Below are 24,608 nucleotides of genomic sequence, written 5' to 3'. Positions count from 1 at the left end.
AAGATGAAGCAAAAACTGCCCGATAGCCTGATTGCGCCCGGACATGCGGACTATGATCTGCTGATCGAGCTGGCAAGTGAGATCACCGCACGTGCAGGCGGCGCCCTGGTGCTGCAAGAGCGCTTTCCGGCAATGCTGCGCCGCTGCATTGATGACGTGATCATGACGCCGAAAACCGGGCGGCGCGCCTATGAAGAGCTGGAAAAGACCGAAAAGACCTATATCGGCACCCGCGTCGAGATCGAGCTGCGCGCCCTGTTGCGTCTGCCCCGTGGGCGACTGGACACGGAAATCCTGGGCCGAGATGTCGACATCAAAAACACCATGGGCAGCAACTGGATGATCCCCACCGAAGCGATTGACCAGCCCTGCCTGCTGGTCGCCGCCGACGAAGCCCGCGCCCGCTGCTATCTGGGGCTGATCATCGCCCGCCCCGCCTATCTGACACAGGGAAAGAACAAGGACGGCAAGGGTTCGATTTCGGCCGCAGGGTTTGCCGATATTCTCTGGCTGCTCTGCGATCACCCCTACCCGGCCAACTTTTGGCGCTGTCAGGATCCCGATTTGGTGGCGGAAATATTTTCCCACAGCACCGGCAATACCCGTATGGCCAGCCTGTTTCGCCTGATCCAGAACAGCCCCATCGCCCGCGATGTGGTCGAGGCCGTCGCCCAGCAAAAGGACTTCATGCGCCGCATTCGCGCAGACAAGGGGCGCGGCACCCGGGATCTGCTGGAGCAGGAAGGCATCCTGCTGCTGTCTGGCCAGTATGACAGCCAGCTGATCAAAGCCCTGGACCTGCCGCATTGTACTGGATCAGAGTTCATTTCCTGCACCCCGCAGCAGCAACACCAGCGCCGCCTGGCTGAACAGGCCGGGTTTCGGCTGCCCACCCCCGGCGCGCAGCCAGCAGGCAAACCCGCCTCTGAGCGGTAACAGCCAAAGAAATCTCATCCCCCTGGTCACTTTCCCTCTTGCGACCCTGCCGGGGATTGCCTAAATACCGCTTCACCAAATGAAGCGCGGGCGTAGCTCAGGGGTAGAGCATAACCTTGCCAAGGTTAGGGTCGGGCGTTCGAATCGCCTCGCCCGCTCCATTTGGACCAAACAGGCCGCTGGATGCAGATTGCATCGGCGGCCTTTTTTGCTTTTTCTGTGATGATACAGTGCCGCCCAGCCCCAGCTGTCCCGCTGCAGAAAGGCCATGTCAAAAAACTCAGCGATGCGCCCATTTTGCCCTTGCGGCCTCGCCCGGCTTTGCCTAGATACCGCCTCACCAAATGTAGCGCGGGCGTAGCTCAGGGGTAGAGCATAACCTTGCCAAGGTTAGGGTCGGGCGTTCGAATCGCCTCGCCCGCTCCATTTGGATAAAACAGGCCGCTGGATGCAGATCGCATCGGCGGCCTTTTTGTTTGGTCCATGCTCTTTGCAGGCGAGATACCGGCCTGCGACGGACCTGGGTAAAACATTTGATCAAATTCCTTTGACCTCCCTGGCAAAACAAGACAATGCTAGCCACAGCTGCGCGGTTTATTTCATACCGCGCGCCCTGTCTGTCTTCGCCCATGTCTCAGATACATGCGCCCCACTAGAGGAATTTCGCAATGGCTCCAGTCGTTTACCCCACAACCAACCTCACGGCGACCGAACAGATGTGCCTGGAGCGCGGCGAGGGAATCTATGTGTTTGACGACAAGGGCAACAAATATATCGAAGGCCTGGCCGGGCTGTGGTGCACCTCGCTTGGCTATGACAACAAAGAGGTGATCGCCGCAATCACCGACCAGCTGAACACCCTGCCCTTTAGCCATACCTTTGGCGGCAAAACCCACCAGCCGCTGATTGACCTGGCCGAAAAACTCGCCGCCATGGTGCCGGTGGACGACGCTTATATCTTCTTTGGCAACTCTGGGTCGGATGCCAATGACAGCCACTACAAGATGCTGCGCTACTACTTCAACGCCATCGGCAAACCGGAAAAGCGCAAGATCATCACCCGCGAGCGCGGCTATCACGGGGTTACCGTGGCGGCTGGGTCGCTGACCTCGCTGCCCGCAAATCTGGCGCATTTTGATGCCCCCGTAGAGGCGCTCAGCATCCTGCGCACCGATGCACCGCATTACTACACGGGCCGCAAGGGCAACGAGACCGAAGCGCAGTTTGTCGATCGCATCCTGCAGAACCTCGAAGACCAGATCCTGGCCGAAGACCCCGACACCATCGCCGCGATGATCATGGAGCCCATTACCGGCGCCTCGGGCGTGATTGTGCCGCCAGAGGGCTATTATGAAAAGCTGCAGGCCCTGCTGCGCAAACATGGCATCCTGGTCTGGGCCGATGAGGTCATCACTGGATTTGGCCGCACCGGTGCCGATTTTGGCTGCACCACCATGGGCATCAAGCCGGATCTGATGACCTTTGCCAAACAGCTGTCTTCGGCCTACTTTCCGATCTCTGCCAGCGTTATTCCCGGCTGGATGTACAAGGAAATGGTGGCACCCTCGAATGAGGTTGGCGTCTTTGGCCATGGCTATACCTATTCCGGCCACCCCGCCGCCTGCGCTGCGGCCCTCAAGACGCTGGAAATTTACGAGCGCGACAACCTGTTTGGACACGCCGCCGAAGTGGGCGATTACCTGCAGGCAGAGCTGCGCCGCATCTTTACCGATCACCCGCTGGTTGGCGAAGTGCGCGGCAAGGGCCTGATCGCCGCTCTGGAACTGGTGTCGAATAAAACCACCGGCACGACAATTGCCGGGGGCAAGGGCGGAGCTGTCGCCGTCAAGGCCTGCCAGGACAACGGTGTGATCCTGCGCGCGGTTGCCGGCAATGCTCTGGCCTTTTGCCCACCGCTGATCATCACCAAGCCAGAGATTGATGACATGCTGACCCGTGTCAAAACCGCACTGGATACCAGCTATGAGAGCCTCAAGGCTGAGGGGCTGCTGGACAGCTAAGCCCCCACCTAAGCCCCTGCCTAAACCCAAGCCACATTCAAAAACAAACGCCCCGGAAAGCTCCGGGGCGTTTTGCAGTGTAGAACTGTGATTTTTGAGCGCGGCTCAGAATACCTTGAACGTCATGGTGGTCAGGGATCGCTCGATATTGGGGATCACCAACAGATGCTCGTTGATGTATTTCCCCACATCCGCATCCGAGGGAATATAGAGCTTCATCAGCAGGTCATATTCGCCGCTGGTGGAATAGAGCTCAGAATGGATTTCGCGGCGCCCGATTTCCTCGGCCACGGAATAGGTGGTGCCGGGTTTGCACCGGATCTGAATGAATACGCAGGTCGACATGGGCGTCCCTTTGGTCTTTTTGGTCACGTTATTTGCCGCCCAAGCTGGCACGCGCAGCCGCCGGGCGCAATGGGCGCAACGGATCTTGCCGCCGCAGCTGCTCGTTTGCCCGGCAAAGCCTGCCGATTGCCCCGTAAAACCCTTGAGCCAGCCCCCCTCTCCGCCCTATAAGTGCCGCGCAGACAGCAAGGAATAACCTCATGCGTAGCGCCAAGATCAGCCGCCAGACCGCCGAAACCGAAATAAGCGTTGAAATCAATCTCGATGGGTCGGGCTCATATGACAACCAGACCGGAGTTGGCTTTTTTGACCACATGCTGGACCAGCTGGCGCGCCATTCGCTGATCGACATGACGATCCGGGCCAAGGGCGATTATCACATTGATGATCACCACACCGTCGAAGACACCGGCATCGCGCTAGGTCAGGCCCTGGCCCAGGCGCTTGGCGACAAGAAAGGCATCCGGCGCTATGGCGAGTGCCACCTGCCCATGGATGACGCCCAGGTGCGCTGCGCGCTGGATCTGTCCGCCCGTCCCTATCTGGTCTGGAATGTGGAGATACCGACGCAAAAGATCGGCAGCTTTGACACCGAGCTGGTGCGGGAGTTTTTCACCGCCTTTGCCACCCAGGGCGGCATCACCCTGCATATCGACCAACTGCATGGTTTTAACAGCCATCACATCGTCGAAGCCGCCTTCAAGGCCGTGGCCCGCGCCCTGCGTCTGGCGGTGGAAACCGACCCGCGCAAATCTGACGCCATCCCGTCCACCAAAGGGGCACTTTAAGCGCCAGCACGGCATCTGTGGACACACAGCTGTGCACAGCCGCTAGGAGACCGAGGTGATCAAAATCCGCGCGCGGCTCAGTTTCCCGCCACCACAAGAGCCTAAGACAGGAAGGACACCAGCCCCATGCTGACCGCCATCATCGACTATGAATCCGGCAATCTTCATTCCGCCGAAAAAGCCTTCCAGCGTATGGCGCAGGAACTGGATGCCGGCACGGTTGTTGTTACCTCGGATGCCGATGTGGTGGCCAAGGCAGACCGTCTGGTGCTGCCCGGTGATGGTGCCTTTCCCGCCTGCGCCGCCGAGCTGCGCGGCCACAAGGGCATCTATGACGCCATGATCGAAGCGGTGGAGAAAAAAGGCCGCCCCTTCCTCGGGATCTGTGTTGGCATGCAGCTGATGGCCACAACCGGCCATGAATACAGCGATACCGCCGGGCTGGACTGGGTCGGCGGCGATGTGGTGAAAATCACCCCCTCGGACCCCGTACTTAAAGTTCCGCATATGGGCTGGAACGATCTTGTCATCGACCACCCGCACCCGATTTTTGACGGCATATCCTCAGGCGATCACACCTATTTTGTGCATTCCTACCATTTCCGCGTCAAAACCGATGCCGAGCGCCTGGCCCATGTGGACTATGGCGGCGATGTCACTGCGGTGATTGGCCGGGACACCATGATCGGCATGCAGTTTCACCCGGAAAAAAGCCAGGACGTCGGCCTGCAGATGATCGGAAACTTCCTCAACTGGGCCCCCTGACCGAACGCGCAGACTGGGCAGAGGCGATGCCACGCCTCGGCCCCCTTTTCATCTATCCTCAACTCTTCAAATTTCCCAGCTGCCCAGCCCGCTGGGATCGGCGTTCTGCGCGCCCCTTCAGCCAGAGGCACGCAACGAGACCGGCGCCACCCCGTAGGCCTTGCGAAAGGCGCGGGTGAACCCCTCGGGCGAGCCATAGGCATAACGTCGCGCCACCGCCTCTACCCTGTCGCCGCGTGTCAGATCCTGATGCGCCAGGGTCAGACGCCAGCGCCGCAGATAGCCCATGGGTGTTTCGCCAACCTCTGCGGTAAACAGTTCGGAAAACCGCGACAGCGACAGTCCGGCCTCTGCCGCAAGATCGCCACTGGACCAAAGCCGCCCCGGATGATCATGCACCGCCACAATTGCGCGGCTCAGCCGGGGGTCTGCCAAACCGGCCAACAACCCCGGTTCCGTCGCACCCTGTTCGATCTGGCCGCGCAGCAACCGCACCATCAACACCTCGCCCAGACGATTGACCACCGATTGCGCCCCACAGCGCCTGGCAGAGCTTTCAGCCAGCATGACCTGCACCAGATCCCGTGTTTCACTGTTGCAGGTCAGATCAAAATGAACCTGCTGCGGCAGCGCCGCCACCAGCGGGTTCTGCCCCGCTCCCCAGTCCACTCTGACGCTCAATAACACCTCCCGCTCGGCGCTGATCCGCAGCTCACCTCGGGGGAAAAACATCAAACAGCTCGGCGCACCGAGCGCCCCCAGCACAACAAGATTGGCCTGAGGCAAAGGCGCGGGATGAACCGAAAGCTGGAAACGCTCCATCAAAGTTGTCAACCTGTCCATCTTCTCTCCTACCTCACGCCAGCCCAGCGGGCACCGTCACACGCCACCTGCGGCGTTATGAGCGCAAAAGCGACTATCGGATTTTTAGTTTGTTTTTTCGGATTTTCAAGATGCAAACACCTGCAATAAGGCTGGCAATGAACTGATCCACTCACCCACAGGAGCCCACCATGCTAATTCCCCGCCAAAAAACCCCTGACCTGTCCCTGCCCCTGCTGGGGGGCGGTCGCTTTGATCTGGCGACCGAAGACAGCAGCCGCGGCACCGTGATCTGCTTTTACCGCGGCCTGCACTGCCCGCTCTGCGCCAACTACCTGAAAGAGCTGGAGAAGCGCGTTGCTGAATTTGCCGAACGTGGCGTGAACTGCGTTGCGATTTCTTCTGACGGCGAAGAGCGCACCCAGGCCATGGCCGACAAGATCGAAGCCAGCGCCCTGCGCTTTGCCTTTGATCTGCCACTGGATGTGGCAAAGTCCTGGGGGCTTTATATTTCCACCTCGCGCGGCACCACCTCGATCGGCATCGAAGAGCCCGCGCTGTTCTCGGAACCCGGCTTGTTCATGGTGACACCGGAGCAGACGCTTTATTACGGCTCAACCCAGACCATGCCCTTTGTGCGTCCGCATTTTTCGGAACTGGTCGGCGCATTGGATTTTGCCATCGCCAACGACTACCCGGCCCGAGGCGAATACACCGGCGCGGTTTAATCCCCGGATCAGATCACAGCCAAAACCTGCTACACCCACTCACGGAACTTGCAGGCTTAGCCGTCGCTTTCGATTGTTCGAAGGCGGCGGTTTTCACGTCGCGCGCCCTTAAACACAAAGGCAATAGACTGAGGGAATGGACAGAGACCGGCTTTGCGGGCATAGAGAAGCTCCCGCCAATCAAAGGCTATGACCGCGCCCGTGCAGACCCGACTCGAAAAATTTGACTATGTTGAGGGGCGCCACCGCTACTGCGTTCTCAGGCTCAGCCAGACGCTGTTCGGGGAATGGTGCCTGGAGCAGGCAAAGGGGCCCATCGGCGCCCCCGGCGGGCAGCAGATCCGCGCCTATTTCCACCAGCATGGCGAGGCGCTGCAATATTTTGAAGCACTGCGCGAGAGCCAGGTCAAACGCGGCTTTGTACCTATCCCGGTGCAACTGGGGCTGCTGTAGCGGCCCCAGCGTTGTCATGTCCCGACAGGGGATTAGATCAAATCCCCTGCTGCACGTCAGATCTGAGTTATTTCACCCGTGTCCAAGTCTGTTTCGAGCAGATCAACCCGCCCGCAACACAGCCCCGCAGCGCCAGAGAGTTGCCGTTGAGGTCCATCTTGCCAGTATAGATCTTATCGTTGGAGGGGCGCCAGACCTCGCCAGTGTAGTAGCCATCCCCCTGGGCGACCATATCAATCACCAGGGTCTTGCCGATATTGGGAGAGCTGTACTCGCCCTCACCATTAAACGTGCGGGCAATCTTGCCACAGATCGCAGCCCCACAGGGCGCCATTTCGATATGGGCAAAAGACCCGTCATCCGGCTGGGTTTTCCAGGTGCCTAGGATAGGATCCGCAACCGCAGCCCCTGCCAATGTCAGCGCGGCCAGCGTTGTCGCCAATAGCATCTTCATGTTGTTTCTCCCTTTGGTTTTGATCGTCAATATAGCTATTTCACTGTGCAACTGTCACAAATGTTGTGCACAGTTTTGCAACGACTGTGACGCAAGGCTGGCTTTTCAGGCAAGGCTGACTTTGGGTCGCGTTGCAATTCGGCTCCGCCTTGTGCAAAACACCGCCGAACATGTATGGCCAGCTCCCCTGGCCACAAACCGGATGTGACCGGATGACAAAGGCTGCGCAAATGATCCTCTACCCCGCAATCGATCTCAAAGATGGCCAGGCCGTGCGCCTGCTGCATGGCGACATGGATAAAACCACCGTGTTCAACGACAACCCCGCCGCCCAGGCGCTGGAATTTGTCGCCGCGGGCTGCGAGTGGCTGCATCTGGTTGATCTCAACGGTGCCTTTGCAGGTGAGCCAGTGAATGCCGCCCCGGTTGAGGAAATTCTGAAGCAATGCAAGGTGCCTGCCCAACTGGGTGGCGGCATCCGCGACATGAAAACCATTGAGAACTGGATCGACAAGGGTCTGGCCCGAGTGATCCTGGGCACGGTTGCGGTGGAAAACCCCGATCTGGTGCGCCAGGCTGCGCGTGAATTCCCCGGCAAGGTCGCAGTTGGCATTGATGCCCGCAATGGCCGCGTCGCCACCAAGGGCTGGGCGGAAGAGACCGACGTCATGGTCACGGATCTGGCGAAATCTTTTGAGGACGCGGGCGTTTCTGCCATCATCTATACCGACATCATGCGCGATGGCGCCATGAAAGGCCCAAACGTCGCGGCCACAGCAGAGCTTGGCAATGCGGTCTCGATCCCGGTGATTGCCTCTGGCGGAGTGTCCTCGCTCGATGATCTGCGGGCGTTGAAATCCTGCGGCGCGCCTTTGAATGGGGCGATCTCGGGCCGGGCGCTTTATGATGGCGCCATTGACCTCGCTGAGGCTCTCAGCGTGATGAAGGCCTGAACCGCCATGGGCCAAGTCATTGCAACGGATTTGCCCGCCTCCAGCCTGCTGTTTCAGCAAGCCGCCGGCGTTCGCGAAGGTGACTTTGTCGATTGCTATGCCAAGCCCAGCTCTCTGCCGCTTGAAGAAGCCGCCGAACGGGCTTTTCGCTTTCCCACCTGGGTCTCAGCCCTGATGCGATTGCGAAACCTTATGGTCGCGCCCTTTGGATTGAACACCGAGGTCACCAGCCCCAACCGGATTGGTTTCTTCCCCCTGGTCAACCGCTCGGACACCGAATTGATCCTCGGCATTGACGACAGCCACCTGGATTTTCGCATTTCGGTGCTGAAACAGGATGGCATGATCTTTTTTGGGACTTGGGTGCGCACCAAAAACCGCTTTGGCCGCTTTTATCTGACGTTGATCATGCCCTTTCATATCCTGATCGTGCGCAATGCGGTGGGGCGCGTTTAATGCCCGGCCTCTTACAACAGTTCACCCGCAGCCTTTTTGGGCTTCAACACCAGGCTGATCTCAAAATACGCGGGGGCGGTTGCGTTTATTACGCCACGCCTTCTGGCGCCGCTTGTGCTGGTTACTGGTGTTTTATGGCTGGCCGTGACATTGCTCCTGACAGCATGGAAAAGGTAGATACGCGATGCTAAAAACCCGCATCATCCCCTGTCTCGACGTGGCCGATGGCCGTGTGGTCAAAGGCGTCAATTTTGTTGGCCTGCGCGACGCAGGTGACCCGGTAGAATCAGCCAAGGCCTATGATGCCGCCGGCGCGGATGAGATCACTTTTCTCGATATTCACGCCACCCATGAAAACCGCGGCACCATGTTTGACGTGGTGCGCCGCACCGCCGAACAGTGCTTTGTGCCGCTCACTGTTGGCGGCGGCGTGCGCACCCGCGAAGACGTGCGCGCCTTGTTGCTGGCAGGTGCTGACAAGGTCTCGTTCAACTCCGCAGCCGTGGCCAACCCGGATGTGATCGCCGAGGCCGCCGACCAGTTTGGCAGCCAATGCATCGTCTGCGCCATCGACGCCAAAACCGTCAGACCCGGCAAATGGGAGATCTTCACCCATGGCGGCCGCCGCCCAACCGGCATTGATGCGGTAGAATTTGCCCGCACCGTGGTGGCCAAGGGCGCGGGAGAAATCCTGCTGACCTCGATGGACCGCGACGGCACCAAGGCGGGCTTTAACCTGCCCCTCACCCGCGCCATTTCCGATGCGGTGCAGGTGCCAGTGATCGCCTCTGGTGGGGTTGGCACCCTGGACCATCTGGTTGAAGGCGTGACAGAAGGCGGCGCCTCTGCCGTTCTCGCCGCATCCATTTTTCACTTTGGCGAATTTTCCATTCAGGAGGCCAAGGAACATATGGCCGCCGCCGGTATCCCCATGAGGCTGACATGAGCATTCTTCACGACCTGGAAGCAATCATCCACAATCGCAAAACTGCAGACCCCAAAAGCAGCTGGACCGCCAAGCTGCTCGCCAAGGGCCCGGAGAAATGCGCCGAGAAGTTTGGTGAAGAAGCCATTGAGGCGATCATCGAAGCCGTCAAGGGCGACCAGGCGAAGCTCGCCTCCGAGGGCGCCGATGCGCTCTACCATTTCCTGGTGATGCTGGCAGCGCGCGATGTATCTCTGGACGATGTCCTGGCAGAACTTACACGGCGCCAAAGCATGAGCGGCCTGGACGAAAAGGCCTCCCGCAGCAAAGGCTGACCCCAGGTCTCCCATCTGCCCCTGAGTCAAGGGATGGGGTTATTCTTAAGCCAGAAAATTCTGATACTGTTTCAGGCGCTTTGCCAGGCGGTTTCGCTCCTCAAACGCTTCTCAGCAACTCTTTCTTTGCCGGGCCGCAGGCCCGGCTGGGCCCAACGGGAAGTCCTGCATCTTTGATGCTGGTCTGACGGGCGGGAGCACCCCCTCTTCTTACTGGAACACTACAGTTTTGAGGAAATGATACCGGTGGCAAAGCCACCCATGCGCAGCTCGCCGAACAGGCGCTGATATTCGATCTTGGGACAGCGGTTTTGCACCACATCCACCCCACGGGCTTCGGCCTTGGCCGCTGCCGCCGTATGCTCAACCCCGATCTGCATCCAGATACATTTCAGCTCAGGAAAGACCTCAAGCGCCTCATCGACGATGGGGGGCACCGCGTCAGAGCGGCGAAAGATGTCCACCATATCCACCGGCTGTTGGATCGCTGAAAGGCTGGGCTGCACCACTTCGCCAAACAACCGCTTGCCCGCATGGCCAGGATTGACCGGAATCACCCGATACCCTTTGAGCCCCAAATACCGCGCCACATAGTAGCTGGGACGCACCGGGTTCATTGACACCCCAACAACCGCGATGGTGCGGTTGCGTTGCAAAATAGATTTCAAAAAGCTGTCGCTGTAGTCTGTCATACACCAGAGGTAGCCGACCCTCCCGCCAAGGCCTAGCCCAGAAACGACAGAAATGCCCTGGCAACAGCCGCCCACCGTCAACAGCGGCCAAAAAAAACGCCCGAAAGCCAAAGCTCCGGGCGCGAGGTGTGGAACGAGGGACATTGATAAAGAGCTACGGCGTTTCCGCTCCGCAGTCCCTATAGATGTAGGATGGCAACATTTAAAAAAAAGATCCCAACAGGTACTTTTTTTCGCAAACCAGGCCTGGGGCAGCCGTCAGTGGCGCAGAACTGCAGGCCAATTGTCGTGCGCCGCCTGCAAAAGTTCTGGTTTTTCCTGCTGCCAGACCGCCTCGACAGCGGGGTTGTTGAGCAACAACAACTCACCATCTTCGATCCGCCACAAACTAGGATCACCATGGGCAAGGTAGCCCTGCGACACCGCATAGGCGCAATAACCGCCAAAGACCGGTGCATAGGCGCGTGGGTTCGCCTCAAACTGCGCCTGATGGCCAGAAGAGGAAAACCGCCAAAAGACGCCCTTCCACATCAGCGCAAACTCCTGGCGGCCAAGCACTGCGCCCTGCCCTTCGAAAAAGGCAACAACATCATAGCCATCCAGGGCCAGGCCATCGTGGGCAGAAAAGATCGGCGTCTCTGCCCGCGCAGACAGCGGCGCCAGACCTAGGGTCAGGACCAAAGCAACAAGAGTGTGGCGCAGAACCAAAGGAACCTCCGAAAGATGCAGATAGAACAGCCTTAAATCTGGCCTAGAAAGGGCGTTTTGCATAGATGGGTTACAGTTTTGTGATCGCGACGTGAGCGTAATCAGTCAAAAATATCCTCAACCAGATCGACAGCTTCTGACAACAGCGACTGGAACAGGCCCTTGCGCTTTTTGGGTTCCTTGCTTTTGCCACTCTTGTGAATCGGTTTTTTTCCTTTTGCGCCTTTGATCTTTTTGCCCTTGGGCTTGGTCAAAGCCGCAGCAGGCCTGTCAAGCGCCGTTGCCGATGGCAGCCGTGCCCCCTTTCCGGGTGTCAGGGGGCGTGCTTTCTGGCTGGCCAAAGGTGCGCCGCAGGTTCCACAGATCAGGGCTGAAATGCCACTCTCTGTTTTGCGGGGCATGAAGCTCGATTGCACGCCGCAATAGCAGCAACTCAGTATTTTGCCACCATGGGCTCCGCTTTGTGCCATCTCGCCGTCCGCCTTTGTGCTGTTGTGCGGTCTCAGGACCGCTCTAGGCTGGCATATAGGGCGATCGCGGCGGCATTTGAGACGTTGAGCGAACCAAACCCGCCCGCTGCGTCAATTTTCACCAGGTGATCAACAGTTTCTTTGGTTTTTTGCCGCAGCCCAGGGCCTTCGGCACCCAGGACCAGCGCAACGGGTAAATCCTTACGCCCCGCAAGACAGCTCTCGATGGTCTGTTCTGCCTCACCATCCAGCCCCAGCACCACATAGCCCATGTTCTGCAGCTCGGTAATCGTGTCGGCCAGATTGCGCATCCGCAGATAGGGTTGGCGCTCCAGCGCGCCGCTCGCAGTTTTGGCCAGGGCACCGGTTTCCGGTGCCGAATGGTGCCGGGTGCCGATGACGGCGCTGGCGCCAAACACTTCGGCAGAGCGCAGAATGGCTCCGACATTATGCGGGTCGGTCACCCGATCCAGCAAAATCACCCGTGGGATCTCAGCACCGATACAGTTTTCCGACAAAGAGCCCCAGCTCAGTGGCATCACTTCCAGAGCCGCCCCCTGGTGCACCGAATTAGGATCCAGCGGCGCGTTGAACTTGCGCGGCTCTACCAGTTCCGGATCTATCCCGGCAGCAGCGATGGCGTCTTCCAGTTTGTTCTGGGCATTCAATGTTACGATAAGACGTAATTTTTTCCGCTTCGGGTTCATCAGCGCATCGCGCACAGCATGCAGCCCAAAGAGCCAGACGGTCTCAGTGCCTCCGGCCTTTTTGTTCTGCTCCTTTTCGATCACCCACTGGGGCTTTTTCGTGGGTTTCTTGGACATCGTTCTCTCCAGCAAAAGGAATTTCAGGTTCGGGCAAAAAACTTGCGCTTTTTCTGTTGACGCCCCTTAGGTGCGCTAGTAATCACCCCCCCACAGCAGGTCAACAGCGACTTGCTAGTGGGCGACAGGCCGCAAGGTGTGGCAGGGGACTGTAACTCCCTCGCGGAGACGCACGCCTGGTTCGATTCCAGGGTCGCCCACCACTTCCTTCTCAAGCAGGGAGTGAAACTAGATAGATCTCAATAGCTTATGCAGAATGTGATTTTCACCTATTAGGATTTGGTTGAAAATCCTGTCGCAAATCCCAGTCGTTTTCTGTTCCACGACGGCCCACCACAGGATGGCTTTGTCGCACAAATTCCGGCAGGGATTCATTTTGTGAATCCAACGTGATAGCTGGGAGAGATGAGCAGCTGGTCCCTGACGAAGTATCAGACAAAGAACTGGCCCTCCTACAACGCTGCGCGAAAACCGCTCGGTCATTTTCAATCTGGTTTGACTCAGCCATGATTTGGGTGCCACCGCCAAGCGGTCTCATTCCACGACCGCTATACCGCCTTTGGCATTCCCATCACAAAAGCCGTAGACCAAATCTTGGCATGTCTCCGATGTTAAATTGTCCTTTGGGCAGCACGGTCATTGCTTTCATATCCATGGCATCCATCGATTAGAGCGTTCTAATCAATTGCTTTTGACGGGTCAGTTATGGGGCGCCCAGACCTAATTTGTCAGGGTTTCTCATGATATAGAGCCAGGCAATCTTGCCGTTTTGGTCCGGGGCAAGCGTTGTGATGGAATCCAAAACGCCAAACTGGCTGCGCAGGATCGCGGGCTTGGCGTTCACCATCGACACCTGGGTTGTCCAGCCCTGTTCTGCTTTTGCCTTTTCGTACAGCGCACGGAACACCTGTATGATTTCGCTGCCGCCAACCAACGGGCGACGCGCGGCTCTTTTATTGGCCCCACCATCTGACAGCGCAACAGAATTGGGTGTAAGAAGCGACAGCGCCTGATCGAAGTCTTCCGACATAACCGCCGTGAAAAAGCGTTGGCTCAAATCGGCAACATCCTCTGGGGAGGCATCGAACCGTGGTCCAGAGGTTTGTAGTTTCTTCTGGGACCTGCTGACCAGCTGGCGACAGGCAGCCTCGCTTGTGCCAAGCGTGTCCGCTATTTCCGAATAGCTGGCATCAAAGGCTTCTCTCAGAATGAAGGCTGCGCGCTCGCGCTCGGTAAGGCGCTCCATGGCCCAGAGCAATGCCAACTCACACTCCTGCGCCAGCTCAAAATGGTTGCTTGGATCCTGAACCTCCATTTGCAAGAGAGGTTCAGGAAGCCATGGACCCACATAGACCTCGCGCTGTCGATGGGCTGAACGCAAGGTGTCGATGGCAATATTAGTCGCGACGCGCCGCAGCCAGGCCGATGGATTTTCAATTCGGCTGGTGTCTGCCGCCGCCCATTTCAGCCAGGTGTCCTGCACCGCGTCCTCGGCGCCTGCACGTTCGCCAATCATGCGATAACACAGGGAAATCAGTTTCGAACGCTCGAACTCAAAAATATCTGTGGCCACGTTCATGTTTGATGCCGGACCCGAATGGTCGTGCTGTCAATCTGAACACTTTGACAGGTTTGCCCATGTCCCAGACCGCGTTTCAATACCGGAAAAATTCGCCCGCTAGAAGCTGCGAATGAGGCCGCAATTAGCGCCGTTGCGCCGAACCGTTCTTCAATCGTTTCTCGCAGCTCGGCCAAGTCAGGGGTATCGGCGATGGCGGCCTGCGCAAACCTATACCCAAGGCCGACGTCACCTGCCCTACCGGCGTTGCCTTCAAGGCAAAGTACAATCAGCTTTGCTGGTACATTCGATTCAAGCGCCATATCAACGACCAATTGCACGCATGGCCCACAGTCCCCCTCTTGCGTCGATCCAAGCATCGCCCCAGCCCAGACGTCGCGGGCCTGTTTTGGGCCGCGAAACTGACTGTAGAGCGGTAGCGTAGATAGTCGCAGGCCCGCTGCCGTAGAGGTATCAACAATATGCGACATGTAAGCCGTATCATAGTTGTAGCGTTGCGCGAACCGTCCGGCGCCCATTTTTAACAAAGCGCGTATCATGCTGTTGCCCTTTCTGTTGGAGCGCTGATGGTCGCCCACATCGCCAGAAAGGCAGGCACTTGAATGCCAGTCAGGTTTGTTAAGGCAACAACGTCCATGGGGCTACCGCGATGTATCCAGATCCAGATGTGAAATACCGCATGAAGCACAAGCCATGACGCGCCACATACGCCTGCTGACCTGTCATGTTTCACACCTGCCCAAATCAACGCCGCACCACTAGCCAGGTAGGCAAGCGCGACATCCCTGGCAAAGTGAAAATTGAGCGGTCCGGTCAGTGATACACCGGGTACACTGGTATACCAGTGATTTGTGGCGGTCCAAATGTAGGCAGCTGTTCCAAGGGAAAGCCCGCCAACGGCTATCAGAACGGTGTGTCGCATATCATCTCCAAAGGTAAGTGTTCAGTGATATGACGATCCGCATGCAGAGTTTGTGACGAACTCGGGCAAAAAACAGACTTTGGCACACCTAAAGGGAACTTACACTCAGTTCGCTCATTCGCCATTGTCACTCGGGCCAATGGCGTGACCTGGCTCATTCTCGAACAGGTGCCGCAGTAGTTCGCTGTCGCGGAAACGGCCGTGCCGGTTCTTGGAAAAGGTCGAGTGGTCAGGCGCGCGATCGCTGAGATCGAGACGGCAGAACCAGCGATATGCCAAGTTCAGATGGACCTACACGCAAAGCCGCCGCTCTGACCGGATACCAAAGCAATACCCCACCAGCAGCATGCGGATGAGGAGCTCAGGATCGACGGAAGGCCGCCCTGTATGTCTGTAGAAATCGGCAAGGTAGCTGCGGATGCCGGACAGGTCCACGAACCGGTCGATGGAGCGAAGCAGATGGTTCTGCGGGACATGATCCTCCAGCGAAAACTCGTAAAACAGCGCTGGCCGCGCCTCCTGCTGCGGTCCTGTCATCGCCAATCCTCCCACCCTGTACTGGAATTGAATCAGCCGACGGCCCTTCGAGCAAGGGCGAGTTTTTCAACAAAATACGCCCAAAGTGCATGATGCAGCATGCTGTACGAACGACCGCTCTATGAAGTAATTGATAGACGCTAATCCAAATCTGCCAGTGATATCGAGGCCACCTCATCATCGCTGGGCAGTTCCCAAGTCGTTTCGATATAGTCAAACATGCCGCGTGTGATTTCCATATGGAAGCTCTCACCCTGGTGAGTATTGCGCGCCTCAATACGTTTCCACCGCTCTGAAGCATCGACATTCAGGACATGCAGCTTTGCCGTAAACTGAGCCTGCTTCGCGAGTCTGCCATACTTCTGACGGTGTTCTTGCCGCTGAAACCCAAAGTCTAGGATCGACGGAACGCCCAACTTGCCAAGCTGCAACGCCATTGCCCACATTTGCGTCTCGCAACGATGGACGCGTGGGAAGATCCATGCGGGGTCCAAGGCGTCCGGTGCGTCCTCCCCAAACAAGGATACCATCCATTCATCAATCGAGAATACAACACCGCCGTTGCGGTTGGCCAACGCGCGGGCATATGTCGTCTTACCCGCGCCCGTTGAGCCGCAAATCAGGTGAACTTGCTGTGTGTCATCGTCCTGCATTGGGAAAATCTTTTTTTTAGTGTGAATCAGTTTAGGCCGCTTTTTTCGGCGCAAAGATGCGAACGATTGAAAAGGCAAGGAAACCCGCTGGACCAAAAAGAAATGTGACTGGAAGGCAGGGCGCGACCAGCCAGAAGCTAAGTCCATCGCGCCTTGATGTTCTGCACATCCAGGCCCCGATCAACAAGTCAAACGCCAGATAATGCACCCACCCGGCCATCATCGCATTGGGGTTCGCAAACAGGTCGATAACTTCGGCGAGACTACCAAATCCGCCCCCGCCGTTTGATGGAAAAAACAGAATGAGAGTAACGTAACCTAATGAGAGCAAGGTCGGAATGACATAACCAGCAATCAAGTCAGACCAATGTGGAATGAGCGGAGATGCGAGCAAAACAAGCCAGCCTGCCATCGCAAGTAAGCCAGCAATAGAGAAAATAACTTCAAGGTCCATGACGTCACCCATTGTTGATCAGGATAATTCGCGCATCAGTATTGCAATGTACTTGCAGATGCAAGCAATGTGAATACAATGTCCACATGAATGATTTATGCCTCACAAATACTCTTCGCCTTCTACAATCAGCGGACCAGATCAAAGCACGACTTTCGGGCGATTTCGCTTCGGTCCACGGTCTCTCGGTGAACGAGGTTTTTCTCCTCATGCACTTGGAACAGGCGCCTCTACATCGCCTGTCCCGTGTCGAAATTGCAAAGCGGATGCACGTGAGCGCGTCGACGGTAACGCGTATGGCAGCGCCCTTGGAGAAGATCGGGGTGGTAGCGCGGCAAACGGACGAAAGGGACGCAAGGTTGGCATTTGTAGTCCTGACAGAATCTGGGTTGGAGAAAGTTCACGAGGCGCGTGTCACATTCACAAAACAGGCAGGCTATGTTTTTCGTGACCGCTGGACCGAGGGAGATTTGGAGCAGCTTTCCGGCCTGCTTCATCGCTTGATCGCAGATGCCCCTGGTAATCTGACTTAGAAGTCGGCCTTTGCTAAGCAGCCATTGGCGCAGCCGAAGCGAAAGCTCACTTTGTCCGCTCAGCCGCCTTTGGCGTCACAGACTCGCTGAGTTTCCCTACCAGACTTGTCGGGTGTCCGCTCTGAGCCCCAAAGGGAGCTGCATCGGCAGGAAGACGCGGGTTTGGGTGGGGAGTGTCGGCGGGAAAAAACTCAATTAGAAAGAGTGGCGGCAAAGCGCACACAATGGATGGCTGTTTTGGCGGCACGGCGCCGGAAATCCCACCTTTGCCACCTTGGGCTGGAGGCGCGCGAATACTGGGCCTATCCCTTGTTCACGGCTCGCCGAGATGAAGGCGCACCGCAGAAAACACAGTAAAATGAATGGAGTGTACAACATGACCAAGATTTCCCTGACAGCCGTTGCCCTTGCAGCTCTGACCGCATCCCCCCTTGCAGCACAGGCAGCAAGCGCTGTGGATGCTGACGGAAATGGCACCTTCTCCCTGGCGGAGCTTCAGACAGCCTATCCAGACCTTACCGCCAAAGATTTTGTCGAGATTGACACCAATGCAGATGGCAATGCTGATCTGGCAGAGGTGCAGGCGGCCCAGGAAGCAGGTATTCTGCCCACGGCAGGCTAACCAGCGCCCCACTTACCGATTACCACTCACGAGAACGCCCTAGCCCTGCAGACGCAGGGCTAGGGTCCTATGTCGGCGACGGTTGGTTTTGTCCCGCACTTACCAGTTCGGCGACGGCTCTTTTTTGCACCCACAGCGAATAACGGCAAAGCGGGTCGCGGCTGCAGCATATGACAGCCGCGCTCACGGTCGGCTCTCAGCCCTTTGTGCCAGATGCTGCGCACCAAACCCATGTCCGCTCTTACGAAGTCTCAGCCTCTGCGCTACGAACATGCCCCTCGCCCAGCAGCGCACACAGCGCCTTTGCCGCTCTCACCGACTCATCGCCGCGCAAGGGCCAGCTTTGCATCAGCCCCTCGATGATGAGCGAGATTTCACTTTCCTGGCCGTGCAAGCCCGACGCCTTGGCAGCACGGTCGGCCATTTCTGCCTTGTGACGGCCCAGAAGCGCGCGCAACTCTTCATCCTGCGGTGCTGAGGCGACTGCCGCGTGAAACAAGCAGCCATGCGTGGTCTCTGCCTTCATCCAGTGCGCAACGCGATCAACGATGGTCGCCAAAGCCACTTGGTCCGCTTTTTCGGTTTCGGGAAAAACTTGCACCATATAGCGGCGATGTCGATGCTCCAACGCCCGAAGGATCATCCTTTCGCGTGAGGGAACATATTTGTAGAGGGTGCGAAGGCTTACCCCCGTCGCTTTGCGAAGCGTTTCAATATTGGGTTCGGCGAAACCATGTTTTGCAAAAGCCCGCTCCAACCCGGCGTCAATCTGGTTCTGTAAATCAGTCATTCTTGACTCAGTAGAGTGGTTCCTCTACCCCGGCAAGTAGAGTTATCATTCTACCCATAGGAGCCCACCAATGCCACTGCCTAGCAAAATGAGCGGTGTCGTGTTGACCGGACACGGCGGACCCGAGAAACTGGAATGGCGCGACGACCTGCCCGTCCCGACGCCCGGCGCGCGGGACGTCGTCATCAAGGTCAGCGCCGCCGGTGTCAACAATACCGACATCAACACCCGAACGGCCTGGTATTCGAAAGGCGACGGCGAAAGCGACGATGCCAGCTGGTCGGGCAAGGCGCTGTCCTTTCCGCGTATTCAGGGTGCCGACGTCTGCGGCCATATTGTTGCTGTGGGCGATCAGGTTGATGCCGCGCGTGTCGGCGAACGGGTGCTAATCGAACCCTGCATCCGGGAAGCAAACGGCGAGATTTTGGAAACGCCCTGGTATTTTGGTTCCGAATGCGATGGTGGCTTTGCTGAGTACACGCGGGTCGCGGCGCGACATGCCCATCGGGTGGAAAGCAACCTTACCGATATCGAACTGGCTTCCTTCCCCTGTTCCTATTCGACGGCCGAAAACATGCTGACACGTGCTGTCGTCAAATCAGGCGAAACCGTGCTCGTGACCGGGGCTTCCGGCGGGGTGGGATCGGCAGCCGTGCAATTGGCGTCGGCACGTGGCGCAAGGGTTGTCGCGGTCACAAGCGCCAACAAGGCAGACAAGCTGAAAGCCCTTGGTGCGGATGAGACCCTCGACCGGGATGCAAATTATGTCTCGGCCCTCGGGGCGGGACAGGTTGATGTGGTCATTGACCTTGTCGCCGGTCGGAAATGGCCGTCACTGCTGGATGTCTTGCGCCCCGGTGGGCGCTACGCCGTCGCGGGCGCAATTGCAGGGCCGCTGGTCGAACTGGACGTGCGCACGCTCTACCTCAAGGATCTGAGCTTTTACGGATGCACCGTGCTGGAACCAGAGGTCTTTGGAAACCTTGTCACGCGGATTGAGCGTGGCGACATAGCCCCGCTGGTCGCCGAAACCTATTCACTCCACGAAATCGGTGCTGCTCAGGACGCCTTTGGCAGGAAGGGTCACATCGGTAAGATCGTTCTAAGTTTGTCTTGATCCACCAGCGTCAGGATCGCGAAAGCTTTAACAGGAAGGATAAGATATGACCCGCAGTTCCGAGGCCGACAAGGCAAACGTCATCGCATTTTACGAGATGATGTTCAACGACTGCGACCCGGCGAAGGCCATCGCGCGCTATGCCGGGGACGACTACATCCAGCACAACCCCCATGTCAGCGATGGCAAAGATGGGTTCATCAGCTATTTCGAACGCATGGCTACCGAGTACCCCGGTAAACGCGTCGAGGTGAAACGCGCCATCGCCGAAGGGAACCACGTCGTGCTTCACTGCCACCAGATCTGGCCCGAGGGTCTTGAATACGCGGGCATTGACATCTTCCGGCTTGATGATGCCGGAAAGGTCGTTGAGCATTGGGATGTGTTACAAGAATTGCCTGGCCACAGCAAAAACGACAATGGGATGTTCTAGTCTGCCAGCGGGAGAGCGGACATCTAGGGACGAAAGGGCCATATCCGCTTCGTCCGCAGAGCTGCCCTCCCCGCCGAAATCTTGCTGTAAACCTCACCGCTGATCGGTCATTACGCAGCCGCGTAGCGTTTCAGGCCGTGCTTATAGCGAGATTGCCGGGCGTTGCGGAGGTCGCTTTCCAGAGCAGCCCAGTTTGAGAGAGTTTTGAGCCAAATGAATTTTGAATTCTGTGTCCATCACAATTCTTGACAAAACTCGTAAGGAAAAATATGGGTCCGTCCTATACCTTTTCCTCGAAGCAAGGTGTTGTGGAGTCTCCCTCCTCCTTAACGCCCAGCCATACCATTCAATAGCTGTGTAGGTTCGCGCCTTTCGCAGCGCGTTGGAGCAGTATGGTGCGCACAAGCTTCGTCTCAATGACACCTCTCTTTTCCGCCTTGGCGTGTTGGTGTTTCCCAAACCGGCGCTGTTGCGCAGGCCTGTTGGCCGTATTTCTGGCTGTGGCAACCACGCCAGAAGATGCACAGGCCGATCGCTTTCCGGTGTTGATCCAGCATCAATACGGCAAGACCACAGTTCAAAGCGAACCAAGCCGCATCGTTTCTCTCAGCTTTATTGGCCACGATTTTTTGTTAGCGCTGGGAAGACCACCGCACGCGCTGCGCAAATGGTTTGGCCCGCATCCTTATGGCATCTGGCCCTGGGCGCAGGAAGCTTTGGGAGAGGCCACGCCCATCGTCATGCAGGGCGAGATCGATATCGAGGCCATCGCGGCCATGCAGCCGGATCTGATTGTTGGCCAATGGTCTGGAATGACCAAGCGCGAATATCAGCTGTTGTCTCGAATTGCGCCAACTGTTCCGCCGCAATTGCAGTATGGCGACTATGGCACCCCCTGGCAGGAAATGTTGCGGACCCTAGGGCGCGCCACGGGACGTCTGGATCAGGCTGAAGAGATCATCGCCGGAATTGACGCGCGTTTTCACGGCATTCGTCAGGCCCACCCGGAGTGGCAAGGGGCCAGTTCCGTTATGGTCTGGGCAGGTCAGAATGGCGCCTATTCCGCCCGTGACATCCGCGGCCAGTTTATCCAAGCCCTAGGTTTCGAGGTGCCGGATGCCATCAATACCCGGGCGTCCTTCAACAATTACTACGTGCTGATCCCCCCGGAAGACCTCTCCCCCATCGATGTTGATGCCCTCATTTGGCTGGACGCGGGTGGCTCAATCAGTCGGCTGCAACGGATGCCGCTGCGCCCAACCCTGCGCGCTTATGCCGAAGGCCGCGAGATCTATGCCGATTTGCTCCTCTCGGCGGCCCTGTCACATTCCAGTCCACTTAGCCTGAACTATGCGCTGGATCGCCTGGTGCCCTTGTTGGAGGCGGCCATAGATGGCGACCCCGCCACCACTGTTACCAGCACCGCCAAGGCTGGCCTGCTGCCCGAAGGCTTCTGACATGACCATTCTCGAGGCTACATCTCCCCGCTCTGACCACCGTGCATCAGCCCGCCAGATCTGGCTGCTGACGGTCGTCCTAAGCCTGCTATTGCTGTCGGCCCTGTCGCTGCGTTTTGGCCTGCGCCCAATCAGCTGGCATAGCATCTGGGATTCCTTTGTGGCCTATGATGCCACAAACGCCAATCATCTGGTCCTTCAGGGGATGCGACTGCCCAGATTGCTGGCTGCCTGGCTGGCCGGAGCTGCCCTGGCCGGTTCCGGGGCTTTGATCCAGAGCCTGACAAGAAACCCACTGGCGGACCCTGGATTGCTGGGCATCAATGGCGGGGCGTCGCTGGGGGTGATCCTCTGCATCTTCCTGCTGGGCATTTCCGACCCGGCCTCCTTTGTCTGGGTTGCCATGGGCGGCGGGTTGATCAGCACGGTTCTGGTTTTCTTCCTGGGCGGCGCCGGTCAGGGCACCCCGCTGCGGCTGATCCTGGCAGGTGCCGCCCTCAGCGCGCTGTTCCTGGCACTCGGGCGAAGCCTGTTGCTGATCAGCCAGCGCAGCCTGGATGTTTATCGCTTTTGGGTGCTGGGCGGTCTGGACGGGATTGAGATGGCAACCCTTGCGGCTTTGCTGCCCTTCTTTGCCTTGGGCGCGGCGCTTGCCGCGGTTTCTTCCTTTAACCTGAACGCCATGATGCTGGGCGAGGACACCGCCCGCAGCCTGGGCCTGCGGGTTGGGCTGGCGCGGGGGCTTGCCGTTTGTGCCATTGTCTGCCTCTGCGGTGCCACGGTGTCGATGGCCGGGCCCATCGCCTTTGTTGGCCTGATCGTGCCCCATATGGCGCGGCGTTTTTCGGGCGCAGATATGCGCTGGTGCATGTTGTTTTCCGCACTTTTAGGGGCGGGGCTGATGATCCTTGCCGATCTCATGGGGCGCTTGCCGGTCTTTGGCGGCAATATGCAGGCCGGGGTTATGGCAGCACTCCTCGGCGGGCCAGCTCTGGTCTGGTTGATCCGCCGCAATGGGCGAGCGGCGCTATGAGCTGGAGCCTACGCCTGCCCTTCCTGTCCCTGTCCGTCTCACGGCGCGCCGTTGCTATCGGCTCTGTCCTCATGCTGCTGCTCACCCTGGGCGCGGTTCTGGCCCTGCGTCTTGGCAGCTATACCTTCACCGAGACCAGCTGGCTCAGCGTGTTGCTGGGCGCGGGCTCAGACATTGACAGAATGATCCTGATGGATCACCGATTGCCACGGATCCTGACAGCCCTGGGGGCTGGTGCTTGCTTTGGCCTGTCCGGGGCGATGTTTCAAACCATGATGCGCAATCCGCTGGCATCGCCGGATGTCATTGGCTTCAACGCAGGCGCCAGCTGCGGCGCGCTGCTGGCGATCATTTTGACCGGCGGCAATGTGTTGCTGGGCGCACTTGTTGGCGCGCTGTTCACAGCAGTTCTGGTTGTAGGCCTCGCCTGGAAAGACGGCTTGCATCCCCAGCGCCTGGTGCTGATCGGGCTCGGCATTGGCTTTGCCCTGGCGGCCCTGTCTGATTTACTGCTGAGCCGGACCGATGCCCGGACCGCCGCCGATATGGCCGAATGGCTGATTGGCACTCTGAACGCGCGCGATTGGCAGGATGTCTGGCTTGTTTGGTCCGGGTTGCTGCTGTTGGCTCCGGCGGTTTTCTGGATCCATTTCCCCTTGGCCCGGCTTGGCCTGTCGGATGATCTGACCAGCAGCCTGGGCCTGCGGCTATCGCCGCTGCGCCTGGGGATCACGGGTCTGGGCATTCTGCTGGCGGCCCTTGCCGTCTGCACCGCCGGCCCCCTGCCCTTTGTGGCCTTTGCCGCCGGACCAATTGCGCGCGCCCTGGTGCCCAATGGCAGGCCAGCCCTGCTGGGCGCGGCCGTGATCGGCGCCCTGCTGGTGCTGGCAGCAGATACGGCCTCCCGCTTGGTTCCCAGCATTCAACTCCCCGCAGGCGTCTTTACCGCCCTGATCGGTGGCCCGGTGATGATCTGGCTGCTGATGGTTCAATTTCGCAAAGGAAAGCTCTGAATGACCGCCCCTGCCCGCCTGCACGCCAAAGCCCTGTCGGTTGCCTTTGCCAATACGCCCATCCTAAAGGCGCTGAGCGCCGATATTCCGGATGGCAAGATTACCGTCATCGTCGGACCCAATGCCTGTGGCAAATCCACCTTTCTCAGATCCCTGGCGCGGCTGCAAAAGCCCGGCAGTGGTGAGATTTTTCTGGATGGCAAAAGCATCCATAAACAGGCCAACCGCTCGGTTGCGCAACGCCTGGCCATCCTGCCGCAATCACCCAGCGCCCCCGAAGGGCTGACCGTTCGGGATCTGGTGACGCGTGGCCGCACACCACATCAATCGGCGCTGCGGCAATGGTCCCATCAGGACGCCGAGGCCGTTGGGCGCGCACTGAAACTGACCGGCATGGCCCCCCATGCCAACCGCCCCCTCGAAGCCCTGTCTGGCGGTCAGCGACAACGGGCCTGGATCGCAATGGCCCTGGCACAGGACACCGAGATCCTGCTGCTGGATGAGCCGACGACCTACCTGGACCTGCCACATCAGATCGAGCTTCTGTCCCTGATCCAGTCGCTCAACCAACAGAGCAATCAAACCGTGGCCATGGTTCTGCATGACATCAATCTGGCCGCCCGCTTTGCCGATCACATCATCGCCCTGCACGCAGGCGCAATCTTCACCACGGGCAGCCCCGCCGAGGTCGTCACCCGAAACAATATGGAACAGGTCTTTGATCTGAAATGTCAGATCATCTCCGACCCGGTGCACGGCACCCCACATGTCATCCCCGAATAGGACTGTA

The 24,608-nt window shown here is 58.3% G+C and carries 31 protein-coding genes, 3 tRNA genes and 2 pseudogenes; 22 read left to right on the top strand and 14 right to left on the bottom strand.

What is annotated here, in order from left to right; genetic code table 11:
* Positions 1–3 precede the first annotated feature (3 nt).
* From QZ268_RS00640 to QZ268_RS00625, 4 genes are all read left to right on the top strand, one after another.
* Positions 4–936, top strand: a complete 933-nt coding sequence (locus QZ268_RS00640; protein ID WP_295446726.1) for a NaeI family type II restriction endonuclease — start codon at positions 4–6, stop codon at positions 934–936.
* A gap of 86 nt (positions 937–1,022) precedes the next feature.
* A tRNA-Gly gene (locus QZ268_RS00635) sits at positions 1,023–1,097 on the top strand.
* A gap of 190 nt (positions 1,098–1,287) precedes the next feature.
* Positions 1,288–1,362, top strand: a tRNA-Gly gene (locus QZ268_RS00630).
* A gap of 242 nt (positions 1,363–1,604) precedes the next feature.
* The gene (locus QZ268_RS00625) at positions 1,605–2,957 is read left to right on the top strand and encodes an aminotransferase (protein ID WP_295446724.1); all 1,353 of its coding nucleotides are present in this window, start codon (positions 1,605–1,607) and stop codon (positions 2,955–2,957) included.
* A 105-nt stretch (positions 2,958–3,062) separates the two neighbouring features.
* Here QZ268_RS00625 and QZ268_RS00620 read toward each other — a convergent pair whose 3' ends face one another.
* Complete coding sequence (locus QZ268_RS00620) at positions 3,063–3,302, bottom strand: Lrp/AsnC family transcriptional regulator (RefSeq protein WP_027239656.1); 240 nt, start codon at positions 3,300–3,302, stop codon at positions 3,063–3,065.
* A gap of 200 nt (positions 3,303–3,502) precedes the next feature.
* Here QZ268_RS00620 and hisB point away from each other — a divergent pair, with 200 nt between their 5' ends.
* Together hisB and hisH are read left to right on the top strand one after the other, a co-directional pair.
* Positions 3,503–4,090 carry an imidazoleglycerol-phosphate dehydratase HisB gene (gene hisB, locus QZ268_RS00615; protein WP_295446720.1) on the top strand — a complete coding sequence of 196 codons (588 nt, stop codon included), beginning with the start codon at positions 3,503–3,505 and terminating at the stop codon, positions 4,088–4,090.
* Positions 4,091–4,216: 126 nt separating this feature from the next.
* The gene (gene hisH / locus QZ268_RS00610) at positions 4,217–4,855 is read left to right on the top strand and encodes an imidazole glycerol phosphate synthase subunit HisH (RefSeq protein ID WP_295446718.1); all 639 of its coding nucleotides are present in this window, start codon (positions 4,217–4,219) and stop codon (positions 4,853–4,855) included.
* Between the two features lie 117 nt (positions 4,856–4,972).
* On the opposite strand, the gene QZ268_RS00605 is transcribed toward hisH, so the two are convergent.
* Positions 4,973–5,698 (bottom strand): AraC family transcriptional regulator, encoded by a 726-nt coding sequence (locus QZ268_RS00605; protein WP_295446716.1) that lies wholly within the window; start codon positions 5,696–5,698, stop codon positions 4,973–4,975.
* A 170-nt stretch (positions 5,699–5,868) separates the two neighbouring features.
* Between QZ268_RS00605 and QZ268_RS00600 the strand changes: the two genes are divergently transcribed.
* Together QZ268_RS00600 and QZ268_RS00595 are read left to right on the top strand one after the other, a co-directional pair.
* The gene (locus tag QZ268_RS00600; protein ID WP_295446714.1) at positions 5,869–6,405 is read left to right on the top strand and encodes a peroxiredoxin-like family protein; all 537 of its coding nucleotides are present in this window, start codon (positions 5,869–5,871) and stop codon (positions 6,403–6,405) included.
* A 201-nt stretch (positions 6,406–6,606) separates the two neighbouring features.
* Positions 6,607–6,858, top strand: coding sequence for a WGR domain-containing protein (locus QZ268_RS00595; RefSeq protein WP_295446712.1), 252 nt, complete (start codon positions 6,607–6,609; stop codon positions 6,856–6,858).
* 67 nt (positions 6,859–6,925) lie between these two features.
* Here the strand turns inward: QZ268_RS00595 and QZ268_RS00590 are convergent, their stop codons facing one another.
* Positions 6,926–7,312 carry a DUF2147 domain-containing protein gene (locus tag QZ268_RS00590; RefSeq protein ID WP_295446710.1) on the bottom strand — a complete coding sequence of 129 codons (387 nt, stop codon included), beginning with the start codon at positions 7,310–7,312 and terminating at the stop codon, positions 6,926–6,928.
* 230 nt (positions 7,313–7,542) lie between these two features.
* On the opposite strand from QZ268_RS00590, the gene hisA reads away from it, so the two are divergent.
* The 4 genes from hisA (at position 7,543) to QZ268_RS00570 (ending at position 9,981) form a co-directional block, all read left to right on the top strand.
* Entirely contained in the window at positions 7,543–8,265 is a 723-nt protein-coding gene (hisA, locus tag QZ268_RS00585; protein WP_295446708.1) for a 1-(5-phosphoribosyl)-5-[(5-phosphoribosylamino)methylideneamino]imidazole-4-carboxamide isomerase, read from the top strand.
* Between the two features lie 6 nt (positions 8,266–8,271).
* Positions 8,272–8,721, top strand: coding sequence for a DUF2867 domain-containing protein (locus QZ268_RS00580; protein ID WP_295446706.1), 450 nt, complete (start codon positions 8,272–8,274; stop codon positions 8,719–8,721).
* A gap of 184 nt (positions 8,722–8,905) precedes the next feature.
* On the top strand, positions 8,906–9,667 hold the full coding sequence (gene hisF, locus QZ268_RS00575) for an imidazole glycerol phosphate synthase subunit HisF (RefSeq protein ID WP_295446704.1): 762 nt from the start codon (positions 8,906–8,908) through the stop codon (positions 9,665–9,667).
* Positions 9,664–9,981 carry a phosphoribosyl-ATP diphosphatase gene (locus QZ268_RS00570; protein ID WP_295446702.1) on the top strand — a complete coding sequence of 106 codons (318 nt, stop codon included), beginning with the start codon at positions 9,664–9,666 and terminating at the stop codon, positions 9,979–9,981. The genes hisF and QZ268_RS00570 overlap by 4 nt, the downstream gene beginning before the upstream one ends.
* Before the next feature lie 221 nt (positions 9,982–10,202).
* On the opposite strand, the gene QZ268_RS00565 is transcribed toward QZ268_RS00570, so the two are convergent.
* The 4 genes from QZ268_RS00565 to rlmB all read right to left on the bottom strand — a co-directional run bounded on the left by QZ268_RS00565 (position 10,203) and on the right by rlmB (position 12,675).
* Positions 10,203–10,673, bottom strand: coding sequence for a CoA-binding protein (locus tag QZ268_RS00565; protein ID WP_295446700.1), 471 nt, complete (start codon positions 10,671–10,673; stop codon positions 10,203–10,205).
* 258 nt (positions 10,674–10,931) lie between these two features.
* A complete protein-coding gene (locus QZ268_RS00560) occupies positions 10,932–11,381 on the bottom strand; it encodes a YHS domain-containing (seleno)protein (RefSeq protein ID WP_295446698.1) in 450 nt (149 codons plus the stop codon).
* 101 nt (positions 11,382–11,482) lie between these two features.
* Positions 11,483–11,782, bottom strand: coding sequence for a hypothetical protein (locus QZ268_RS00555; RefSeq protein ID WP_295446696.1), 300 nt, complete (start codon positions 11,780–11,782; stop codon positions 11,483–11,485).
* Positions 11,783–11,883: 101 nt separating this feature from the next.
* Positions 11,884–12,675 carry a 23S rRNA (guanosine(2251)-2'-O)-methyltransferase RlmB gene (rlmB, locus tag QZ268_RS00550; protein ID WP_295446695.1) on the bottom strand — a complete coding sequence of 264 codons (792 nt, stop codon included), beginning with the start codon at positions 12,673–12,675 and terminating at the stop codon, positions 11,884–11,886.
* Between the two features lie 119 nt (positions 12,676–12,794).
* Here rlmB and QZ268_RS00545 point away from each other — a divergent pair.
* Positions 12,795–12,878: transfer RNA gene (locus QZ268_RS00545), tRNA-Tyr, on the top strand.
* Positions 12,879–13,080: 202 nt separating this feature from the next.
* Positions 13,081–13,175 (top strand): annotated as a pseudogene (locus QZ268_RS00540) (IS5/IS1182 family transposase); the annotation flags it as partial.
* A 203-nt stretch (positions 13,176–13,378) separates the two neighbouring features.
* Here QZ268_RS00540 and sigJ read toward each other — a convergent pair.
* From sigJ to QZ268_RS00510, 6 genes and pseudogenes are all read right to left on the bottom strand, one after another.
* Positions 13,379–14,254: an RNA polymerase sigma factor SigJ gene (gene sigJ, locus QZ268_RS00535; protein ID WP_295446692.1), complete on the bottom strand. Its 876-nt coding sequence runs from the start codon at positions 14,252–14,254 to the stop codon at positions 13,379–13,381.
* Positions 14,251–14,793, bottom strand: coding sequence for a hypothetical protein (locus QZ268_RS00530; RefSeq protein WP_295446690.1), 543 nt, complete (start codon positions 14,791–14,793; stop codon positions 14,251–14,253). The genes sigJ and QZ268_RS00530 overlap by 4 nt, the downstream gene beginning before the upstream one ends.
* The gene (locus tag QZ268_RS00525; RefSeq protein ID WP_295446688.1) at positions 14,790–15,176 is read right to left on the bottom strand and encodes a hypothetical protein; all 387 of its coding nucleotides are present in this window, start codon (positions 15,174–15,176) and stop codon (positions 14,790–14,792) included. The genes QZ268_RS00530 and QZ268_RS00525 overlap by 4 nt, the downstream gene beginning before the upstream one ends.
* Positions 15,177–15,335: 159 nt before the next feature.
* Positions 15,336–15,713 (bottom strand): annotated as a pseudogene (locus QZ268_RS00520) (transposase); the annotation flags it as partial.
* Between the two features lie 140 nt (positions 15,714–15,853).
* The gene (locus QZ268_RS00515) at positions 15,854–16,366 is read right to left on the bottom strand and encodes an ATP-binding protein (RefSeq protein ID WP_295446686.1); all 513 of its coding nucleotides are present in this window, start codon (positions 16,364–16,366) and stop codon (positions 15,854–15,856) included.
* A 31-nt stretch (positions 16,367–16,397) separates the two neighbouring features.
* Positions 16,398–16,820: an ABA4-like family protein gene (locus tag QZ268_RS00510; RefSeq protein ID WP_295446685.1), complete on the bottom strand. Its 423-nt coding sequence runs from the start codon at positions 16,818–16,820 to the stop codon at positions 16,398–16,400.
* 86 nt (positions 16,821–16,906) lie between these two features.
* Between QZ268_RS00510 and QZ268_RS20140 the strand changes: the two genes are divergently transcribed.
* On the top strand, positions 16,907–17,353 hold the full coding sequence (locus tag QZ268_RS20140) for a MarR family transcriptional regulator (protein WP_353399175.1): 447 nt from the start codon (positions 16,907–16,909) through the stop codon (positions 17,351–17,353).
* Positions 17,354–17,729: 376 nt separating this feature from the next.
* A complete protein-coding gene (locus QZ268_RS00505; RefSeq protein ID WP_295446683.1) occupies positions 17,730–17,975 on the top strand; it encodes an EF-hand domain-containing protein in 246 nt (81 codons plus the stop codon).
* A gap of 241 nt (positions 17,976–18,216) precedes the next feature.
* On the opposite strand, the gene QZ268_RS00500 is transcribed toward QZ268_RS00505, so the two are convergent.
* A complete protein-coding gene (locus QZ268_RS00500; protein WP_295446681.1) occupies positions 18,217–18,765 on the bottom strand; it encodes a TetR/AcrR family transcriptional regulator in 549 nt (182 codons plus the stop codon).
* A gap of 70 nt (positions 18,766–18,835) precedes the next feature.
* On the opposite strand from QZ268_RS00500, the gene QZ268_RS00495 reads away from it, so the two are divergent.
* The 6 genes from QZ268_RS00495 to QZ268_RS00470 all read left to right on the top strand — a co-directional run bounded on the left by QZ268_RS00495 (position 18,836) and on the right by QZ268_RS00470 (position 24,601).
* The gene (locus QZ268_RS00495) at positions 18,836–19,882 is read left to right on the top strand and encodes an alcohol dehydrogenase family protein (RefSeq protein ID WP_295446679.1); all 1,047 of its coding nucleotides are present in this window, start codon (positions 18,836–18,838) and stop codon (positions 19,880–19,882) included.
* 46 nt (positions 19,883–19,928) lie between these two features.
* Positions 19,929–20,315 (top strand): nuclear transport factor 2 family protein, encoded by a 387-nt coding sequence (locus tag QZ268_RS00490; RefSeq protein ID WP_295446677.1) that lies wholly within the window; start codon positions 19,929–19,931, stop codon positions 20,313–20,315.
* Positions 20,316–20,809: 494 nt separating this feature from the next.
* Positions 20,810–21,772, top strand: coding sequence for an ABC transporter substrate-binding protein (locus tag QZ268_RS00485; protein WP_295446798.1), 963 nt, complete (start codon positions 20,810–20,812; stop codon positions 21,770–21,772).
* Between the two features lies 1 nt (position 21,773).
* Positions 21,774–22,805: an iron chelate uptake ABC transporter family permease subunit gene (locus tag QZ268_RS00480; protein ID WP_295446675.1), complete on the top strand. Its 1,032-nt coding sequence runs from the start codon at positions 21,774–21,776 to the stop codon at positions 22,803–22,805.
* Positions 22,802–23,818, top strand: coding sequence for an iron chelate uptake ABC transporter family permease subunit (locus tag QZ268_RS00475; protein WP_295446673.1), 1,017 nt, complete (start codon positions 22,802–22,804; stop codon positions 23,816–23,818). Before QZ268_RS00480 ends, QZ268_RS00475 begins: the two co-directional genes overlap by 4 nt.
* Complete coding sequence (locus QZ268_RS00470; protein WP_295446672.1) at positions 23,819–24,601, top strand: ABC transporter ATP-binding protein; 783 nt, start codon at positions 23,819–23,821, stop codon at positions 24,599–24,601.
* The last annotated feature ends 7 nt before the right edge of the window (positions 24,602–24,608 follow it).

Origin of the sequence: uncultured Pseudophaeobacter sp. (assembly GCA_905479575.1) — a bacterium.
Lineage (GTDB): Bacteria > Pseudomonadota > Alphaproteobacteria > Rhodobacterales > Rhodobacteraceae > Pseudophaeobacter.
The sequence above is the reverse complement of the archived record's forward strand: the minus strand, read 5'-3'. Positions and strand labels throughout refer to the sequence as shown.

Bases quoted from the DNA above. Each gene is read 5' to 3' on its own strand.
- QZ268_RS00640 (WP_295446726.1), top strand. From the start codon at position 4: ATGAAGCAAAAACTGCCCGATAGCCTGATTGCGCCCGGACATGCGGAC.
- QZ268_RS00625 (WP_295446724.1), top strand. From the start codon at position 1,605: ATGGCTCCAGTCGTTTACCCCACAACCAACCTCACGGCGACCGAACAG.
- QZ268_RS00620 (WP_027239656.1), bottom strand. From the start codon at position 3,302: ATGTCGACCTGCGTATTCATTCAGATCCGGTGCAAACCCGGCACCACC.
- hisB (WP_295446720.1), top strand. From the start codon at position 3,503: ATGCGTAGCGCCAAGATCAGCCGCCAGACCGCCGAAACCGAAATAAGC.
- hisH (WP_295446718.1), top strand. From the start codon at position 4,217: ATGCTGACCGCCATCATCGACTATGAATCCGGCAATCTTCATTCCGCC.
- QZ268_RS00605 (WP_295446716.1), bottom strand. From the start codon at position 5,698: ATGGACAGGTTGACAACTTTGATGGAGCGTTTCCAGCTTTCGGTTCAT.
- QZ268_RS00600 (WP_295446714.1), top strand. From the start codon at position 5,869: ATGCTAATTCCCCGCCAAAAAACCCCTGACCTGTCCCTGCCCCTGCTG.
- QZ268_RS00590 (WP_295446710.1), bottom strand. From the start codon at position 7,312: ATGAAGATGCTATTGGCGACAACGCTGGCCGCGCTGACATTGGCAGGG.
- hisA (WP_295446708.1), top strand. From the start codon at position 7,543: ATGATCCTCTACCCCGCAATCGATCTCAAAGATGGCCAGGCCGTGCGC.
- QZ268_RS00580 (WP_295446706.1), top strand. From the start codon at position 8,272: ATGGGCCAAGTCATTGCAACGGATTTGCCCGCCTCCAGCCTGCTGTTT.
- hisF (WP_295446704.1), top strand. From the start codon at position 8,906: ATGCTAAAAACCCGCATCATCCCCTGTCTCGACGTGGCCGATGGCCGT.
- QZ268_RS00570 (WP_295446702.1), top strand. From the start codon at position 9,664: ATGAGCATTCTTCACGACCTGGAAGCAATCATCCACAATCGCAAAACT.
- QZ268_RS00565 (WP_295446700.1), bottom strand. From the start codon at position 10,673: ATGACAGACTACAGCGACAGCTTTTTGAAATCTATTTTGCAACGCAAC.
- QZ268_RS00555 (WP_295446696.1), bottom strand. From the start codon at position 11,782: ATGCCCCGCAAAACAGAGAGTGGCATTTCAGCCCTGATCTGTGGAACC.
- rlmB (WP_295446695.1), bottom strand. From the start codon at position 12,675: ATGTCCAAGAAACCCACGAAAAAGCCCCAGTGGGTGATCGAAAAGGAG.
- sigJ (WP_295446692.1), bottom strand. From the start codon at position 14,254: ATGAACGTGGCCACAGATATTTTTGAGTTCGAGCGTTCGAAACTGATT.
- QZ268_RS00530 (WP_295446690.1), bottom strand. From the start codon at position 14,793: ATGATACGCGCTTTGTTAAAAATGGGCGCCGGACGGTTCGCGCAACGC.
- QZ268_RS00525 (WP_295446688.1), bottom strand. From the start codon at position 15,176: ATGCGACACACCGTTCTGATAGCCGTTGGCGGGCTTTCCCTTGGAACA.
- QZ268_RS00515 (WP_295446686.1), bottom strand. From the start codon at position 16,366: ATGCAGGACGATGACACACAGCAAGTTCACCTGATTTGCGGCTCAACG.
- QZ268_RS00510 (WP_295446685.1), bottom strand. From the start codon at position 16,820: ATGGACCTTGAAGTTATTTTCTCTATTGCTGGCTTACTTGCGATGGCA.
- QZ268_RS20140 (WP_353399175.1), top strand. From the start codon at position 16,907: ATGAATGATTTATGCCTCACAAATACTCTTCGCCTTCTACAATCAGCG.
- QZ268_RS00505 (WP_295446683.1), top strand. From the start codon at position 17,730: ATGACCAAGATTTCCCTGACAGCCGTTGCCCTTGCAGCTCTGACCGCA.
- QZ268_RS00500 (WP_295446681.1), bottom strand. From the start codon at position 18,765: ATGACTGATTTACAGAACCAGATTGACGCCGGGTTGGAGCGGGCTTTT.
- QZ268_RS00495 (WP_295446679.1), top strand. From the start codon at position 18,836: ATGCCACTGCCTAGCAAAATGAGCGGTGTCGTGTTGACCGGACACGGC.
- QZ268_RS00490 (WP_295446677.1), top strand. From the start codon at position 19,929: ATGACCCGCAGTTCCGAGGCCGACAAGGCAAACGTCATCGCATTTTAC.
- QZ268_RS00480 (WP_295446675.1), top strand. From the start codon at position 21,774: ATGACCATTCTCGAGGCTACATCTCCCCGCTCTGACCACCGTGCATCA.
- QZ268_RS00475 (WP_295446673.1), top strand. From the start codon at position 22,802: ATGAGCTGGAGCCTACGCCTGCCCTTCCTGTCCCTGTCCGTCTCACGG.
- QZ268_RS00470 (WP_295446672.1), top strand. From the start codon at position 23,819: ATGACCGCCCCTGCCCGCCTGCACGCCAAAGCCCTGTCGGTTGCCTTT.